The sequence below is a fragment of the Thioalkalivibrio sp. AKL17 genome (genome assembly GCF_000377885.1).
Lineage (GTDB): Bacteria > Pseudomonadota > Gammaproteobacteria > Ectothiorhodospirales > Ectothiorhodospiraceae > Thioalkalivibrio > Thioalkalivibrio halophilus.
This window is the reverse complement of record NZ_KB898766.1, coordinates 430993-446949: the sequence shown is the minus strand read 5'-3', so window position 1 is coordinate 446949 and position 15957 is coordinate 430993. Positions and strand designations below refer to the sequence as shown.

Here is a 15957-nt window from a genome sequence, read left to right as displayed (position 1 = left end):
AGGAGGCCAGCCCTCTGGCCGATCCGGCGCTGCCCGGTCCGGCACCGCCCGACCAACCCCGGTAGGAGGCCAGCCCTCTGGCCGATCCGGCGCTGGCCGATCCGGCGCTGGCCGATCCGGCACCGCCCGACCAGGCGCCGCATGAGCCCCCGCAGCCCCATCACCCTCCCCTGGCTGGACCCGGATCACCCGGAGGCGCCGTTCCCACCGGCAGAGACGGCACTGGACGAACCCAACGGCCTGCTCGCGGCCGGCGGCGATCTCTCGGTGCCGCGCCTGCTCAACGCCTACCGCAGCGGGATCTTCCCCTGGTTCGAGGCCGGGCAGCCGATCCTGTGGTGGAGCCCCGACCCACGCGCAGTGCTGGAACCCGGCGCTTTCCACATCCGCCGCTCGCTGCGCAAGACCCTGCGCAACGCCGGCTACACCGTCACCTTCGACCGCGCCTTCGAGCGCGTGATCGCCGGCTGTGCCGGCCCGCGCGCCCGCTCCGCCGGCACCTGGATCACCCAGAGCATGCAGGAGGCCTATACCGCGCTGCATCGCGTGGGCCACGCGCATTCGGTGGAGGTGTGGGACGGCCCGCGGCTGATCGGCGGGCTCTACGGCGTGGCCGCCGGCCGGCTGTTCTGCGGCGAGTCCATGTTCAGCCTCGAGCGTGACGCCTCCAAGGTGGCCCTGGCCTGGCTGTGCCGCCACATGGTCGCCTGGGACTGGCCGCTGATCGACACCCAGATGGCCACCGAACACCTGGTGAACCTGGGCGCCGTGGAACTCCCGCGCGACACCTTCCTGCGCTACATCCGCCCGCTGGTCCACGACCCCGGCGCACCGCCCCCGGGCCCGTGGACCCTCGACCCCGCACTGCACCCGCTCGACGCGAACTGGCTGGCCCGGCCCGCCACGCCCGCGCGGCCCTGACGACCTCCCGGACACCGCTCCCGCGCGCTTGCCCGACCGATGTCACCCCGGTTCACCCTGCTTTATACTCCGGGTATTCCACGCAACCACCTCGGGGAGGTCCGGGTGAATTCGACGATGGCACTGCGTACCCTGGTCCTTCTGGTGCTGATCCTGGCCACCAGCGGCTGTGCGATGTTCTCGCCCTCGCCGCCGCAGGAGCAGAGCAACATCTGCGAGATCTTCCGCGAGGAGCCCCGGTGGTACGACTACGCCCGGGATTCCGAGCAGGAATGGGGCACGCCCATCGCCACGCAGATGGCGATCATCCAGCAGGAATCCTCGTTCCGCTCGCACGTACGCCCCGACCGCGAGCGCCTGCTGGGGATCATCCCCTGGCGGCGGCCGTCCTCGGCCTACGGCTACGCCCAGGCCCAGGACCCGGTGTGGGGCGAATACCGCGAGGATGCCGGCAGCCGCTTCGCCCGGCGCACGCACATGAAGCATGCAACCGATTTCATCGGCTGGTACAACGACCGCACCCGCCGCATGACCGGGGTGTCGCTGGACAACCCGGAGCACCTGTATCTGGCCTACCACGAGGGCCAGGGCGGCTATAACCAGGGCAGCTACCGCGGCAAGCCCGGGGTGCAGCAGGCCGCGCGCCAGGTTCGCGAGCGCGCCGGGCGCTATGCCACCCAGCTGGAGGGCTGCGAATCGGAGTTCCGCTGCCGCCGCTTCTGGCAGGTCGGGCCGTTCTGCAGCTGACACGCGGCCCGGCCCGGGAACCGGTCGGACCCGGTACCAGTCTCCTGCACATCCCTACGTCCCAAAGGAACGCATGATGAGCGACAACCCGACCGCTGGCTTCCGCTTCAACCACACCATGCTGCGCGTGAAGGACCCGGACGCGTCGCTGGATTTCTACCGGCGCGTGTTCGGCATGGAGCTGGTGAAGACCCTGGACTTCCCGGAATTCGAGTTCACGCTGTATTTCCTCGCCCGCCAGGACGAAGGTGAGCCGGCGCCGCCGCAGGACGAGGGAGAACGCACCCGCTGGATGTTCAGCCAGCGCGGCATCCTCGAGCTGACCTACAACTACGGCACCGAGAAGGATCCGGACTTTTACTACCACGACGGCAATGCCGAACCGCAGGGCTTCGGCCACATCTGCTTCTCGGTACCCGACCTCGACGCCGCGGTGCGCTGGTTCGACCAGAACGACGTGGAGTTCGTGAAGCGCCCCGACGAGGGCGGGCTGAAGGACATCGCCTTCGTGAAGGACCTCGACGGCTACTGGATCGAGATCCTGGAGCCCGCGCGCCTCACCGGTCTGGGGCGCTGATCTCCCGCCACCCCGAAGCCGCCTGACAGCCCCTCGCCGTCCCCCGGAATCCGGGGGGCGGCTTGCTTCGCCCGTGATACTGTACAAATATACAGTATATGGACGAACGCGCACCCGAAGGCGAAACCGCCCCGGCCTTTGCCGAACTCACGGCGCTGAGCAACTTCTCGTTCCTGCGCGGGGCCTCGCACCCGGAGGAGCTGGTGGAGCGTGCGGCGGCGCTGGGCTATCGCGCGCTGGCGCTGACCGACATCGCCTCGCTGGCGGGCCTGGTGCGCGCGCACGAGGCGGCGCAGCGCACCGGCGTGCACCTGATCGCGGGGGCCCGCCTGCAGCTGGCCGGCGGCCCCGAACTGACGGTGCTGGTGCGCGAGCGCACGGGCTACGCCGCGCTGTGCCGCCTGATCACCACCGCACGCGGGGCCGCGGACAAGGGCGAGCACCACCTGACCCGGGCGGATCTGGAGGCGGTCCCGCCGCAGGCCCGCGCCGGCTGGCATGTGCTGCTGCACCTGTGGCCGGAAACCGACGCCCCCGGCCTCTCCGACGCGGCGGCCTGGCTGCGGGCATGGGCCGCGCCGGGCCAGGGACATCTGGCGGTGGCACTGCTGCGCACGCCCGGGGATCCGGCGCAGATCGCCCGGGCACGGCAGCTCGCGCAGGAACACGACCTGCCGGTGACGGCCTGCGGCGACGTGCACATGCATGCGCGCGGGCGGCGCGCACTGCAGGACGTGCTGACCGCGCTGCGCCACCGCTGTACCGTGGCGCAGGCGGCCGACCGGCTGTTCCCCAACGGCGAACGCTGCCTGCGCCCGCGGGCGGACCTGGCCACGCTGTATCCCGCCGCCTGGCTGCATCATGCGGTCGCCATCGCCGCCGACTGCCGCTTTTCCCTGGACGAGCTCGAATACCACTACCCCACCGACCCGCTGCCACCCGGGCGCACGGCCACCGAGTACCTGCGCGAGGAGAGCCTGCGCGGGGCACGCGAGCGCTGGCCCGACGGCATCCCGGAGGCGGTGCAGGCGCAGATCGAGCGTGAACTGGGGATCATCGCCGAGCTGGGCTACGAGCCGTATTTCCTGACGGTCCATGACATCGTCCGCTTCGCGCGCGAGCGCGGCATCCTGTGCCAGGGGCGCGGGTCGGCGGCCAATTCGGCGGTGTGCTACGTGCTGGGCATCACCGCAGTGGACCCGTCGCGCTCGAACATGCTGTTCGAGCGTTTCATCTCCGCCGAACGCGGCGAGCCGCCGGATATCGACGTCGATTTCGAGCACGAACGGCGCGAGGAAGTCATCCAGTACATCTACCGGCGCTACGGCCGCGACCGCGCGGCACTGGCCTGTACCGTGATCCGCTATCGCCGCCGCAGCGCTCTGCGCGACGTGGGCCGGGCGCTGGGGATCTCGCGCGCGCGGCTGGATGCCCTGACCGCCAACCTCGCCGGCTGGGACGAGGGCATCCCGCCCGAACGCCTGCGCGAGGTCGGCCTGGAACCCGACGGCGGCCTGGCCCGCCAGTGGCAGGCCCTGACCGCAGAGCTGGTCGGCTTCCCGCGCCATCTGTCGCAGCACACCGGGGGCTTCGTTATCGCCGCCGGGCGGCTCGACGAGCTGGTGCCGATCGAGAACGCGGCGATGCCCGAACGCAGCGTGATCCAGTGGGACAAGGACGACCTCGACGCCGCCGGCCTGCTGAAGATCGACGTGCTGTCGCTGGGCATGCTCTCCTGCGTGCGCCGCGCGCTGGAGCTGATGCACCGGCACCGCGGCCGCGACTGGGGCCTGGCCGACATCCCGGCCGAGGACCCGGCGGTCTACGCGATGCTGCAGAAGGCCGACAGCCTGGGGGTGTTCCAGATCGAGTCGCGCGCGCAGATGAGCATGCTGCCGCGGCTGAAGCCGAAGAACTTCTACGACCTGGTGATCGAGATCGCCATCGTGCGTCCCGGCCCCATCCAGGGCGAGATGGTGCATCCCTACCTCAAGCGCCGGGCGCGCCCCGAACGGGTGCGCTTCCCCAATGCGGAGATCGAGCGGGTGCTGGGGCGCACCCTGGGCGTGCCCATCTTCCAGGAACAGGTGATCGAACTGGCGATGGTGGCGGCCGGGTTCTCCGCCGGCGAGGCCGACGGGCTGCGCCGCTCCATCGGCGCCTGGCGCCGCCGCGGGGATCTCGGCCGCTGGCGCGAGCGGCTGCTGGAGGGGATGCGCGAGCGCGGCTATTCGGCGGAGTTCGCCGAGCGGCTGTATCGCCAGATCTGCGGCTTCGGCGAATACGGCTTCCCCGAATCGCACTCCGCCAGCTTCGCGCTGATCACCTGGGTCTCGGCCTGGCTCAAGTGCTTCGAGCCGGCGATCTTCACCTGTGCACTGCTCAACAGCCAGCCGATGGGCTTCTACGGCCCGGCGCAGATCGTGGCCGATGCCCGCCGCCACGGCGTGGAGGTACGGCCGGTGGACGTGAACCACAGCCTGCCCGAATGCAGCCTGGAGCCCGCCAGCGATGCACCGGACGCACCGGACGCGCCGCTGGCCCTGCGCCTGGGCTTCAACCGTGTCCAGGGCCTGCGTCGGGAGGTCGCCGAACGCATCCACGCGGCCCGCGCCGAGGGGCCGTTCAGCGACGTGCCCGAGCTCGTCGCGCGCGCCGGCCTGAGCCGGACCGAGGCCGGCCGCCTGGCGCGCGCCGGGGCCCTGGCGGCGCTGGCCGGCAACCGCCACCAGGCGCGCTGGGCCGCCGATGCGGTGGAGGCGCCGCTGCCGCTGTTCGAGGGCCTGCCGCAACACGCCGAGCCCGCCGACGCCCCGCACGAGCCACGCGAGCCGCACGAGCCGGCGCCGGCCGGGGACGACGCCCGCACGCCCCTGCTGCCGGTGCCCGACGCGGTGGACGACCTGGTCCAGGACTACGCCACCACCGGCCTCACGCTGGGGCCGCACCCGCTGGCCCTGCTGCGCCCGCAGCTCGAACGCCGGCGCCTGCCGGATTCCGCGACGCTTTCCGCGCGGCGGCGCCCCGGCCCGGCCCGCTACGCGGGTCTGGTGATCACCCGCCAGCGCCCGGGCTCGGCCAACGGCACGGTATTCCTGACCCTGGAGGACGAACACGGCACGCTGAACGTGATCGTCTGGCCCGACCGCGTGGAACGCTTCCGTGCCGAGGTCCTGCACGGCCAGCTGCTGGAGATCGACGGCGAATGGCAGTGGGCCGACGGCGTCGGCCACCTGGTCGCCCGCCGCCTCATCGACCGCAGCACCTGGCTCGGCGACCTGGTGACCCACTCCCGCGACTTCGGCTAGCGCAGGCTCAGGCGCGTTCGATGATGACGAAGGCCTGGGCGTAGTCGCGTTCGTCGGAGATGCTGAGGTGGACGGGGCCGGCGCCGAGGCGTTCGGCGGTGGCGCGGGCGCGGCCTTCCAGCACGAATTCCGGGCGGCCGCGGGCATCGTGGGTGACGCCGGCGTCGACCAGCGCCATGCCGGCGCCGACACCGCAGCCCAGCGCCTTGGACAGGGCCTCCTTGGCGGCGAAGCGCCGGGCGAGGAAGCCGGCCGGGTCCTGTGCGGGGAGATCGGCGCGTTCCACCGGATGCAGGATACGTTCGGCGAAACGTTCGCCGTGGCGCGTCCACAGCGCCTGCATGCGCGCCACCTGCACCAGGTCGGTGCCGATCCCGAGGATCACGCCGAGGCCCTCGCCCGGGTCACACCGGGTACTGGCCGACCGGCGCGCCCTCACGCGCGGCGTCCATCAGGCCGCGCATGTGGCTGACCGCCTCGGGCAGCCCGGTGAACAGCGCGCGGGCAACGATCGAGTGGCCGATGTTGAGCTCGTTGAACACCGGGTTGGCGGCGATCGCGCGCACGTTGTCGTAGTCCAGGCCGTGGCCGGCGTTGATCACCAGCCCCATCTGCCGCCCGGCCTCGGCGGCCTCGTTGATCTGCGCCAGCAGCCGTTCGCGCTCGGCGGGTTCGGTGGCGTTGGCATATGCCCCGGTGTGCAGTTCCACCACCGGGGCGCCGATGGCCACGGCGGCCTCCAGCTGACGCACGTCGGGCTCGACGAACAGCGACACCGCGATGCCCGCCTCGCGCAGGGGAGTAACAAAGGCGGTCAGGCGCTCGCGCTGGCCAATAGCATCCAGTCCGCCCTCGGTGGTCAGTTCCTCGCGGCGCTCGGGGACGATGCAGCAGTATTCCGGCCGCAGTTCCAGCGCGATCGTCTGCATCCCGTCGGTGGCGGCCATCTCCAGGTTCATGGGCACGGTCAGGCGCGGCTTGATGCCGAACACGTCGTCGTCCTGGATGTGCCGGCGATCCTCGCGCAGGTGCAGGGTGATGGAGTCGGCCCCGCTGGCCTCGGCCAGGCGCACCGCCTGCATCAGGTCCGGGTACGGCGTGTGCCGCGCCTGGCGGATGGTCGCGATGTGGTCGAGGTTGACTCCCAGCTTGAGCGCGGGAACGGATGCGGCGTCGGTCATGGTATCGGTTTCCTGTTCAGAGCAGACCGCGGGTTTGCAGCGGCCGGCCGTCGAGATGGGCGTCGATCAGCGCGCGCATGAAGTCGCGGCTGGCCCGGGCGAGATTATCCGGGACGTCCCGGCCGCTGGCCAGTGCCTGCAGTGCGGCGCCGGGCACGGCGCCGGCGGTGCGGGCAGGCACGTCGTGCAGGCCGTGTTCCGGTTCGTAGCGATACCACGCCTCCGGCTCCAGCTCTTCCGGGTCGATGAACGCGAGACCGGAATCCAGCCCCCCCAGCAGCTGCCACTCGGCCCGGCGCAGGATGCGATCCGCCGGACGGTCCTGCGCGAGATCGGTGTAGGCCCCGGTCAGGGTCTGCAGGGTGTCCTCCAGCGGGGCATCGCGCGGGAACAGGCGCAGCACCAGTTCGTTCAGATACAGGCCGCAGACCAGCCGGCGCCCGGTCAGCGGGTACACCCGGCGTTCCTCGGCCACGCTCAGCGAAGGCAGTTCCCCGCGCCCGCGCCAGGCCAGATCCAGCAGCACGAACGGGCGCACGCTGCCGGCGCGCCCGCGCGCCACCGCGGCGACGCGCCCCGCCCGCTCGGTGACCAGTTCCACCACGCGGCTGTTCTCGCGCAGCGGACGCGCATGCAGGACCACGCCCGGGGTGACCTCGCTGGCGGCGCTGCTCATGTACGGATTCCGGTGGCTACCGCGGTTCCTCGATCCCGAGCTCGCGCAGCGCCCGCGGGCTGCGCGACCAGTCCGCCTCGACCCGCACGGTGAGGTTGAGCATCACCTTGCGCTCCAGCAGCGATTCGAGCTGGTGGCGCGAGGCCTGGCCGATCTGCTTGAGCCGGCGCCCGCCCTTGCCGATGACGATGCCCTTCTGGCTCTCGCGCTCGACCAGGATCACCGCGTCGATATGCGCGGTGCGCGGGGCGTCTTCCCAGTTCTCGACGCGCACGGCGACCGAGTAGGGCACCTCCTCGCCCAGCTGTTCCAGCATGGCCTCGCGGATCATCTCCTCGGCGCGAAAACGCTCCGGGCGGTCGGAGAGCTGGTCCGGGTCGTACAGGAACGGGCCCTCGGGCAGGTGGTTGCGGATCTCCTCGATCAGCCCCGGCACGTTGGTTCCGCGGCGCGCGCCGATGGGTACCACGCCGGCATACGGAAAGGCGGCCATGCGCTCCTCGATGAACGGCAGCAGATCTTCCTTGTTCTTCTGCCGGTCGACCTTGTTGATCACCAGCAGTGCCGGGCGCCCGGAGCTGCGTATCGCCGCCTCGATGCGCTCGTCGCCCTCGCCGAAACGCCCCGCTTCGGTCAGGAAACAGATCAGGTCGGCATCCGCCAGCGCCTGGCTGGCCGTGCGGTTGAGCACCTGGTTCACCAGTTTGGTCCGTTCCTGGTCGATCCCCGGGGTGTCCATCAGCACGATCTGGTCGTCACCCTCGGTGACGATGCCGAGGATGCGGTTGCGCGTGGTGTGCGGCCGGCGAGTGGTGGCCGCCAGCTTTTCGCCCACCAGGCGGTTCATCAGGGTGGTCTTGCCCACGTTGGGGCGGCCGATCAGCGCGACCAGCCCGCAACGCGTGCCGTCGCGTGCCTCGTTCTCGGGTGTATTCATTGTTCCTGGGTCTGCTGGAGCCGGTGGAGGGCCGCTTCGGCCGCGGCCTGTTCGGCCCGGCGACGGCTGGAGCCGCGTCCGTGCTGTCCCCAGCCCTGGGTGGGCAGATGCACGGCCACGGTGAAATGGCGCTGATGGTCGGGTCCGGAGACCTCCAGAACCTCGTAGACCGGGAGTTCCGCGTTGCGGCCCTGCAGTTTCTCCTGCAGCCGGGTCTTCGGGTCCTTCAGGGTCTCGGCGGCGGGGAGGTTTTCCAGACGCTCGGCGTAGAGCGCGAGCGTGAAGTCGCGCGCGGCGTCGAAGCCCGCCTCGCGATAGGTGAGCCCGATCAGGGCCTCGACCGCATCGGCAAGGATGGAGTCGCGCCGCTGGCCGCCGCTCTTGCGCTCGCCCTGGCCCAGATTGAGCGTCCCTTCCAGGCCGGTCTCGCGCGCCAGGGCCGCCAGCGATTCGCGATTCACCAGCGCGGCCCGCAGCCGGGTCAGGTCCCCCTCGGGCGAGTCCGGCAGGCGCTCGTACAGGGCATCGGCGACCACCAGGCCGAGCACCGCGTCACCGAGAAATTCCAGGCGCTCGTTATTGCGCCCGCCGGCACTGCGATGGGTCAGCGCCTGGCGCATGCCTTCGCCATCCCGCACCGCCTCGGGCAGCAGGGTTCGAAAATCCCGTTCAGCCATGCACGTCTGGATCCTTCCGTTCCCGTCCCGGTCGCATGTCGTCAGTCCGCCAGGGTCGCGGAATAGGAGAACTGCGCGACGATGTCGATGTTGCCCAGAAAGCCGCGCCGGATCTCGTAGTCGATCATCATCGCCGGGCCTTCGTCGCCCTCGCCAACCGAGAAGTGCTCCTCCTCGATCTCCTCCGGCACCGTGTTCAGCTGAAAGCGCCGGTTCATCTCGCTCCACAGCTCGTCTTCGCTCTTGTCGGCCGCCCCCGGCTGCTCCGCCACGTCCTGCATGATCGAGCGCACCGTCATGTACTGGGTGTACTGCGTGCCCATCTGGATGATGAAGGTCAGCACGATCAGGGCCAGGAAGATCATGGCCATGATGGTGGTTGCCCCGGCGCCCTTCATTCTGGTCTTCGATTGCATGGTTACCCCCGTCCCTGTCATGTATCAGCGTATGGTCTGTCCGATTCGGGAAAAGTCCCTATGGTTACCATTGTAATCCCAGTGCAGCCAGATGAAGAGCGCGCGCCCCACCAGCAGCTCCTCGGACACGAAGCCCCACGACCGGCTGTCGTTGGAGTTGTCGCGATTGTCCCCGACCATGAAGTAGTGCCCCTCCGGCACGACCACGCGCCCTTCCGCGGTCGGGCGATCCTCGCGCATCAGGGTGTTGTACGTCCGGTCGCCCATGTTTTCTTCGAACAGCGTGGCACCGGACATCACCGCACCGGAGCCCTCGCCGTCGAAGGTACCGACCTCTTCGGCCGGCTGCGGCTCGCCGTTGACGTACAGCACGCGGTCGCGAAACTCGATCTCGTCGCCGGGCAGGCCCACGACGCGCTTGATGTAGTCCTCGGCCGGGTTGCGCGGATACTTGAACACCGCGACCTCGCCGCGTTCCGGGGCCCCGGTGTCGAGGATCTTCGTGCGCGTCACCGGCAGGCGTACGGCATAGGAAAACTTGTTCACCATGATGAAATCGCCCACCAGCAGGGTCGGCATCATGGAGCCCGAGGGGATGCGGAACGGTTCGGCAACGAACGAGCGCAGGACCAGCACGATCAGCAGGATCGGGAAGAACGAGCGCGAGTAGTCCACGTACCACGGCATCTTCGCCCGACGTTCGGGGCTCAGCCGTCGGCGCAGCACCGCCCATGCCAGCCAGATCAGGCCGGTTACCGCGGTCGCCACGACCAGGATCAGTTCCAGATTCGCCATGTTGTTTCCCCGCCCCCGCTACCGGCCCGACGGCCCGGTGGTTCCCGTCATTTCTCGTCCACCGAGAGTACCGCGAGAAAGGCCTCCTGCGGAACGTCCACCTTGCCGATGGACTTCATCCGCTTCTTGCCTTCCTTCTGTTTCTCCAGCAGCTTGCGTTTGCGGCTCACGTCCCCGCCGTAGCACTTGGCGAGCACGTTCTTGCGCATCGCCTTGACCGTCGAGCGCGCGATGATCTTGGAGCCGATCGCCGCCTGGATGGCCACCTCGTACATCTGCCGCGGAATGATCTTCGCCATGCGCTCGGTGATCTCGCGTCCACGCGACTCGGATTGATCCCGGTGCACGATGGCCGACAGCGCATCCACCCGGTCACCGTTGATCAGGATATCGACCCGCACCAGCGGGGCCGCCTGGAAACGCAGCGGGTGGTAGTCGAACGAGGCATAGCCTCGGGTTGCGGACTTGAGCCGGTCGAAGAAGTCCAGCATGACCTCGGCCATCGGCAGTTCGTAGGACAGCTGCACCTGACGCCCGTGATAGGCCATGCGGGTCTGCACCCCGCGCTTTTCCACGCACAGGGTCATGACCGCGCCGACGTACTCCTGCGGCACGAGGATATTCGCCTCGATGACCGGCTCGCGGATCTCGGCGACCTCGTTGTTCGGCGGCAGCTCCGAGGGATTGTGCACGGACACCACGCTGCCGTCGTTCTTTTCCACCTCGTAGACCACGGTGGGGGCGGTATTGATCAGGTCCAGGCCGTATTCGCGCTCCAGGCGTTCCTGCACGATCTCCATGTGCAGCATGCCGAGGAAGCCGCAGCGAAAGCCGAAGCCCAGGGCCGCCGAGGTCTCCGGCTCGAATGACAGCGCGGCATCGTTCAGGCGCAGCTTGTCGAGCGCGTCGCGCAGGTCGTTGAAGTCGTCCGCGGAGACCGGGAACAGGCCGGCGAACACCCGCGGCTGGATCTCCTGGAACCCGGGGATCGGCTCGTCCGCCGGGTTGTTGAAGTCGGTGATCGTGTCACCGACCTTGGCCCCGGAGATGTCCTTGATGGTGGCAATCATGTAGCCCACCTCGCCGACGTCCAGATACTCGCGATCCACCGGCTTGGGCGTGAACACCCCCACGCGATTGACCTCGTGCGGGCGTTCCACCGCCATCGCCTTGATCTTCTGGCCGGCATGCAGGCGCCCGGCCTTGACCCGCACCAGGGCCACCACGCCCAGGTAGTTGTCGTACCACGAGTCGATGATCAGCGCCTTCAGCGGGGCCTCCGAATCGCCCTGCGGCGGGGGGATGCGCCGCACCAGCTCCTCCAGCAGCTCGCTGATGCCCTCGCCGGTCTTGGCCGACACCCGCAGGGCGTCGGTGGCCTCGATCCCGATCACGTCCTCGATCTCGTCGGCCACGCGGTCGGGTTCGGCCGCGGGCAGGTCGATCTTGTTGAGGACCGGCACGACCTCCAGCCCCTGGTCGATGGCCGTGTAGCAGTTGGCCACGCTCTGCGCCTCCACGCCCTGGGAGGCATCCACCACCAGCAGCGCGCCCTCGCAGGCGTACAGCGAGCGCGAGACCTCGTAGGAGAAATCCACGTGGCCCGGGGTGTCGATGAAGTTCAGCTGGTAGCGCTGGCCGTCGTTGGCGTCGTAGTACAGCGACACGCTCTGCGCCTTGATGGTAATCCCGCGCTCGCGCTCGAGATCCATGGAGTCCAGCACCTGCTCCGACATCTCGCGCTCGGTCAGCCCGCGACAGCCCTGGATCAGGCGGTCCGCCAGGGTCGACTTGCCGTGGTCGATGTGGGCGATGATGGAAAAATTGCGGGTCAGACGGGTATCACTCATGCGGGCCCCAGCAGGTCCAGCAGTGCCTCTCGATCAAGAAAGTGGCAGCAGAGAATGTCGCCGTCGACCGCGAGCACCGGCACCTTGGTGTTGTAGCGCTCCCGCAGGTCCGGGTCCTCGTCGATGTCGACGACGTCGAGCGTGAAAGTATAACGGCTTTGCAAAGCAAAAAGCTCCGCGAGCATGTGCTCGCAGAGCCCGCAACCTTCTCGATGGTACACCGTCAGTTGCTTCATGTGCGATGGGCCGGCCCCGGGAGCGCCCGAGGCCGGCGCGTGATGGCCGTCAATCCTGCGGAATGCGCAGGGCGATGAAGGTGGGGTTGCCGCCGCGCTGGATCAGCACCGGTACGGTGGTGCCGGGGCCGGCCTGCTCGACGCGCTCTTCCAGCTCTTCCAGCGATCCCACCGGCTGCCGCGCGAACTGCACGATCACGTCGCCCGGCCGCACGCCGGCGCTGCGCGCGGGGTTGTCCTCGACCTCCAGCACCACCAGGCCGTTGTCGACGCCGAGCTCCTCGCGGGTTTCGGCGTCCAGCGGCTCGAGGCGCATGCCCAGCAGGCTCTGCGGCTCGGGCCGGGCCTCGCCCGGCTGTTCGGGGGCCGCGCGGCGTTCGGCAATGTCTTCGGGCAGCGCCTCGATGGTGACCTCGAGGGTCTTGTCCTCGGAACCGCGCCGAATGTCCACTTCGACCTCGGCACCCACCGGCGTGCGGCCGACGATCGGCGGCAGCGCGCTGGAATTCGGCACGTCCAGGCCATTGAAGCGCAGGATCACGTCACCGGCCTCGAACCCCGCCTTCTCCGCGGGGCTGTCCGCCTGCACGCGGGCCACCAGAGCACCAGAGGGCTTGTCCATGCCGAACGACTCGGCCAGATCCCGGGTAACCTCCTGGATCAGCACGCCCAGCCAGCCGCGGGTGACTTCGCCATGGTCGCGCAGCTGGGTCACCACGTCGCCCACCACTTCGATGGGCACTGCGAACGACAGCCCCATGAACCCGCCGGTACGGCTGTAGATCTGGGCGTTGATCCCGATCACCTTGCCGTCGAGATTCATCAGCGGACCACCGGAGTTGCCCGGGTTGATGGCCACGTCGGTCTGGATGAAGGGTACGTAGTTCTCGCTCGGCAGGCTGCGCCCCTTGGCGCTGACGATCCCGGCGGTGACCGAATGATCAAAGCCGAACGGCGAGCCGATCGCCAGGACCCATTCGCCGACCCGGAGCTCCTCGGAGGAACCCAGCTCCAGCGTGGGCAGGTCCTCGGCGTCGATCTTCAGCAGGGCCACGTCGCTCTGCGGGTCGGTACCGACGACCTCGGCATTGAACACGCGGCGATCGGACAGGTGGACCACGATCTCCGAGGCACCCTCGACCACGTGGTTGGCGGTCACGATGTAGCCGTCTTCGCTGTAGATGAAGCCGGAGCCGAGCGAATCACGCTCGCGCTGGCGCGGGTCGCCACCGGACCCCGGGGGCTCGCCGAAGAAACGCTCGAACAGGTCCTCGAACGGTGTCCCTTCGAACTGGCGCATGCCGCCGTGCTCGGGCACCTCGGTGGTGCGGGTGGCCGAGATGTTCACCACCGCCGGGCTGTGTTCTTCCGCCAGCGGCACGAAATCAGGCAGAGGCCGCGCCGAAGCGGGCAGGGACAGGGCCAGAAAGACCAGGGCGACCAGCGCCCATTGCATCGGTTTCAGCATCATTGAACCCCTCTCCGGGAAGCTTGAAAGGACATGCCTCTGGACGCCGCGAAAGCGCGCAAGTTCCCCGCGGGCCGCGGCAGGATCAGCCGGTGCGGGTGGCAACCGGCCGCACTACGCCGCTGCCCGGCTGGCGCGCGAGCACCACCGGCTGGAACGCGGCATCGCGCTGGCGCATCCAGCGGCGCACGCTGAGCAGGCCTGCCCCCAGTCCCGCGAGGCCCGCCAGGAGCAGCATGCCCTCGCCGGCCCCGGGGAACAGGGCCATGCCCAGTGCGGGCACGCCGATCAGTCCGGCCAGCGGCAGCAGATACATCATCAGCGCACCCGCAACCAGCGCGGTATCGCGCACGCCGAGAGTGACGGTATCGCCGGCCTGCAGGTCGCCGGAATGGCCGACCCGAACTTCGATGGGCTTGCGCCCGAGGACGTCCGACAGAATCCCGCTGCCACAACCGCTGCGCGCGGAACAGCTGCCACAGGTGGAACGGCGCTGGATGCGCACGCGGGCGGTGTGCCCGTCCACTTCGATGACTTCACCCTGTTCCTCGATCCAGTCACTCATGCCGCCCCCCAACGGGCTGCGGCGGATGCATGGCAGCAGCGAGGCGCTCCACGGTTTCGCGGGGCACGTCGCCGACGGCCGTGATCTGATAATCGCCTTCGATCCGGGCCACCGCGTGCGTGGCACCGGCGCGGGTCGCGCCCTCGAACCGGCGCTCACCTTCCACCGGCTCTACGTACACCGAGACCGAGGCCAGGCCATCGCTGACCACGAAATAGCGGCCGGGCTGTTCCGGATCATCGCTGCTGCGTTCGCGCGCCACCACCAGGCGGAAGCCCGACGGCAGTTCACTGAAGCCCCAGTCCCGGCCGTCGGGGTCGGGGCGCAGATGTCCGCGCTCGGCGCGCACCTCGATGCGGTCGGCCCCTTCACTGACCGGCTCGAGGGCGGCGTCCGGCACGCGGTCCAGCAGTTCGAGATCGGTAAACGCCAGGCGTTCGAGCAGCTGGCCGCTCCCGGAATAGAGTTCGCTGAGCAGCGGCAGGCCGGTGTCTTCGTGCAGGCAGTAGCGGTGGCTGTAGCGCAGCAGGTCACCGGCGCGGGCCAGCAGCATGCGGCAGGCATGCCCGGCCACGCGGCTGCGACCCTGATCCTTGAGGGAATAGCCATCGTGTTCCGCGAGCAGGTGAACCGGGGAACTTACCGGCCAGCGCGGGGTGGAGCCGGCCTCCGCAGCCTGCCCGCCGGAGGCGGCCCCGGTCCCGGACTGGGCACTGAGACGGTCCACCGAGCGCACGACCTCGCGCTCCTGGCCACTGAGGGTATGCAGCCGCTCGCGATAGCCTCCGTCCTCGACGGCGTGGATCACGCGCACCGTATCGAGGCGATCCTTGCGCTGCAGGACGAATGTCCCCCGGTAACTTTCCGAGTGGACGCTCGCGGACATGCGTTCCAGCCACTCGGCGGGGCCGGGATCACTGGCGATCACCGGCAGCGGGAGCAGGGCGACGGAAGCCGCCAGCACCCAGGGCAGACCTCCGTACATCATGGTTTACTCTTCGCCAACCGAATAACGTACGCGCCCGAAGGCCGCGGAGCCCGGACCGGTCAGATCGGCGTGGTTCTCGAAGTAGCGCACGAAGCGCGGGTCCAGCTCCTCGCCAGGTCCGTCGGCCTCGGGCATGCCGGCGCCGGCGGACGCCTGCTCCGGGCCCTCGGCCGAGCGCGCCGTCTGCACCTCGGCCGGGGGCGCCCCGCCTTCGGCCATGCCGGGCGTCGCGTCACCACCGGGCTGGCCGGCACCCATCATCTGCATGCCCACCAGGGTCACCACCGCCACGGCGGCCGCGACCCCGGTACCGACCACCGGCCGGAACCACCGCGAACGGGTTGCCTGCTCGACGCCGGCGGGAGCCGGCGCGACATGCAGCGGCTCTTCCTCGGCCAGCTGTTCGCGCACGCCCTCAAGCAGGTCCGGTGGCGCGGTCATGCGCATCCCGCCGCGCAGCGAGTCCCCGATCAGGTGATAGCGTTCCCATTGCTTGCGATCTTCCTCCGACTGCAGCAGCTCGTCCACCAGGCGACGCGTCTCGAACGCCTCGGTCTCGTCGTCCACCAGGGCCGAGAGACGCTCCGTCTTGCTGACTTGTTCACTCATACGATC

17 protein-coding genes are annotated in these 15957 nt (G+C 69.5%); 4 read left to right on the top strand and 13 right to left on the bottom strand.

All coding sequences use genetic code 11. The features are described 5' to 3' along the window. Positions 1–141 precede the first annotated feature (141 nt). From aat to D577_RS0108265, 4 genes are all read left to right on the top strand, one after another. The gene (gene aat / locus D577_RS0108280; RefSeq protein ID WP_018947038.1) at positions 142–921 is read left to right on the top strand and encodes a leucyl/phenylalanyl-tRNA--protein transferase; all 780 of its coding nucleotides are present in this window, start codon (positions 142–144) and stop codon (positions 919–921) included. A 117-nt stretch (positions 922–1038) separates the two neighbouring features. Continuing rightward, positions 1039–1668: a hypothetical protein gene (locus tag D577_RS0108275; RefSeq protein ID WP_018947037.1), complete on the top strand. Its 630-nt coding sequence runs from the start codon at positions 1039–1041 to the stop codon at positions 1666–1668. A 76-nt stretch (positions 1669–1744) separates the two neighbouring features. Then, positions 1745–2245 carry a lactoylglutathione lyase gene (gene gloA / locus D577_RS0108270; protein WP_018947036.1) on the top strand — a complete coding sequence of 167 codons (501 nt, stop codon included), beginning with the start codon at positions 1745–1747 and terminating at the stop codon, positions 2243–2245. A gap of 98 nt (positions 2246–2343) precedes the next feature. Continuing rightward, on the top strand, positions 2344–5553 hold the full coding sequence (locus D577_RS0108265; RefSeq protein ID WP_018947035.1) for an error-prone DNA polymerase: 3210 nt from the start codon (positions 2344–2346) through the stop codon (positions 5551–5553). A 7-nt stretch (positions 5554–5560) separates the two neighbouring features. On the opposite strand, the gene acpS is transcribed toward D577_RS0108265, so the two are convergent. From acpS to D577_RS0108200, 13 genes are all read right to left on the bottom strand, one after another. Continuing rightward, positions 5561–5938 (bottom strand): holo-ACP synthase, encoded by a 378-nt coding sequence (gene acpS / locus D577_RS0108260; RefSeq protein WP_018947034.1) that lies wholly within the window; start codon positions 5936–5938, stop codon positions 5561–5563. A 19-nt stretch (positions 5939–5957) separates the two neighbouring features. Then, entirely contained in the window at positions 5958–6734 is a 777-nt protein-coding gene (pdxJ, locus tag D577_RS0108255) for a pyridoxine 5'-phosphate synthase (RefSeq protein WP_018947033.1), read from the bottom strand. Between the two features lie 16 nt (positions 6735–6750). After that, positions 6751–7410 carry a DNA repair protein RecO gene (locus tag D577_RS0108250; RefSeq protein WP_018947032.1) on the bottom strand — a complete coding sequence of 220 codons (660 nt, stop codon included), beginning with the start codon at positions 7408–7410 and terminating at the stop codon, positions 6751–6753. A 16-nt stretch (positions 7411–7426) separates the two neighbouring features. Beyond that, positions 7427–8347 carry a GTPase Era gene (era, locus tag D577_RS0108245; RefSeq protein ID WP_018947031.1) on the bottom strand — a complete coding sequence of 307 codons (921 nt, stop codon included), beginning with the start codon at positions 8345–8347 and terminating at the stop codon, positions 7427–7429. Further along, entirely contained in the window at positions 8344–9024 is a 681-nt protein-coding gene (gene rnc / locus D577_RS0108240) for a ribonuclease III (protein ID WP_018947030.1), read from the bottom strand. The genes era and rnc overlap by 4 nt, the downstream gene beginning before the upstream one ends. A gap of 41 nt (positions 9025–9065) precedes the next feature. After that, positions 9066–9422, bottom strand: coding sequence for a DUF4845 domain-containing protein (locus D577_RS0108235; RefSeq protein WP_018947029.1), 357 nt, complete (start codon positions 9420–9422; stop codon positions 9066–9068). A 42-nt stretch (positions 9423–9464) separates the two neighbouring features. Beyond that, positions 9465–10235: a signal peptidase I gene (gene lepB / locus D577_RS0108230; RefSeq protein ID WP_018947028.1), complete on the bottom strand. Its 771-nt coding sequence runs from the start codon at positions 10233–10235 to the stop codon at positions 9465–9467. Positions 10236–10282: 47 nt separating this feature from the next. Beyond that, positions 10283–12085: a translation elongation factor 4 gene (lepA, locus tag D577_RS0108225; protein WP_018947027.1), complete on the bottom strand. Its 1803-nt coding sequence runs from the start codon at positions 12083–12085 to the stop codon at positions 10283–10285. Beyond that, entirely contained in the window at positions 12082–12321 is a 240-nt protein-coding gene (locus tag D577_RS0108220) for a glutaredoxin family protein (protein WP_026288980.1), read from the bottom strand. Before D577_RS0108220 ends, lepA begins: the two co-directional genes overlap by 4 nt. A gap of 49 nt (positions 12322–12370) precedes the next feature. Then, the gene (locus D577_RS0108215) at positions 12371–13792 is read right to left on the bottom strand and encodes a DegQ family serine endoprotease (protein WP_018947025.1); all 1422 of its coding nucleotides are present in this window, start codon (positions 13790–13792) and stop codon (positions 12371–12373) included. Positions 13793–13874: 82 nt separating this feature from the next. Further along, positions 13875–14354, bottom strand: coding sequence for a SoxR reducing system RseC family protein (locus D577_RS0108210; RefSeq protein ID WP_026288979.1), 480 nt, complete (start codon positions 14352–14354; stop codon positions 13875–13877). After that, a complete protein-coding gene (locus D577_RS0108205; RefSeq protein ID WP_018947023.1) occupies positions 14347–15342 on the bottom strand; it encodes a MucB/RseB C-terminal domain-containing protein in 996 nt (331 codons plus the stop codon). The genes D577_RS0108210 and D577_RS0108205 overlap by 8 nt, the downstream gene beginning before the upstream one ends. Before the next feature lie 3 nt (positions 15343–15345). Further along, positions 15346–15951: a sigma-E factor negative regulatory protein gene (locus D577_RS0108200; protein WP_024329068.1), complete on the bottom strand. Its 606-nt coding sequence runs from the start codon at positions 15949–15951 to the stop codon at positions 15346–15348. Positions 15952–15957 lie beyond the last annotated feature (6 nt).

Bases quoted from the DNA above. Each gene is read 5' to 3' on its own strand.
- lepA (WP_018947027.1), bottom strand. From the start codon at position 12,085: ATGAGTGATACCCGTCTGACCCGCAATTTTTCCATCATCGCCCACATC.
- D577_RS0108275 (WP_018947037.1), top strand. From the start codon at position 1,039: ATGGCACTGCGTACCCTGGTCCTTCTGGTGCTGATCCTGGCCACCAGC.
- D577_RS0108220 (WP_026288980.1), bottom strand. From the start codon at position 12,321: ATGAAGCAACTGACGGTGTACCATCGAGAAGGTTGCGGGCTCTGCGAG.
- pdxJ (WP_018947033.1), bottom strand. From the start codon at position 6,734: ATGACCGACGCCGCATCCGTTCCCGCGCTCAAGCTGGGAGTCAACCTC.
- D577_RS0108235 (WP_018947029.1), bottom strand. From the start codon at position 9,422: ATGAAGGGCGCCGGGGCAACCACCATCATGGCCATGATCTTCCTGGCC.
- era (WP_018947031.1), bottom strand. From the start codon at position 8,347: ATGAATACACCCGAGAACGAGGCACGCGACGGCACGCGTTGCGGGCTG.
- rnc (WP_018947030.1), bottom strand. From the start codon at position 9,024: ATGGCTGAACGGGATTTTCGAACCCTGCTGCCCGAGGCGGTGCGGGAT.
- D577_RS0108215 (WP_018947025.1), bottom strand. From the start codon at position 13,792: ATGATGCTGAAACCGATGCAATGGGCGCTGGTCGCCCTGGTCTTTCTG.
- D577_RS0108250 (WP_018947032.1), bottom strand. From the start codon at position 7,410: ATGAGCAGCGCCGCCAGCGAGGTCACCCCGGGCGTGGTCCTGCATGCG.
- lepB (WP_018947028.1), bottom strand. From the start codon at position 10,235: ATGGCGAATCTGGAACTGATCCTGGTCGTGGCGACCGCGGTAACCGGC.
- D577_RS0108200 (WP_024329068.1), bottom strand. From the start codon at position 15,951: ATGAGTGAACAAGTCAGCAAGACGGAGCGTCTCTCGGCCCTGGTGGAC.
- aat (WP_018947038.1), top strand. From the start codon at position 142: ATGAGCCCCCGCAGCCCCATCACCCTCCCCTGGCTGGACCCGGATCAC.
- gloA (WP_018947036.1), top strand. From the start codon at position 1,745: ATGAGCGACAACCCGACCGCTGGCTTCCGCTTCAACCACACCATGCTG.
- D577_RS0108210 (WP_026288979.1), bottom strand. From the start codon at position 14,354: ATGAGTGACTGGATCGAGGAACAGGGTGAAGTCATCGAAGTGGACGGG.
- D577_RS0108265 (WP_018947035.1), top strand. From the start codon at position 2,344: ATGGACGAACGCGCACCCGAAGGCGAAACCGCCCCGGCCTTTGCCGAA.
- D577_RS0108205 (WP_018947023.1), bottom strand. From the start codon at position 15,342: ATGATGTACGGAGGTCTGCCCTGGGTGCTGGCGGCTTCCGTCGCCCTG.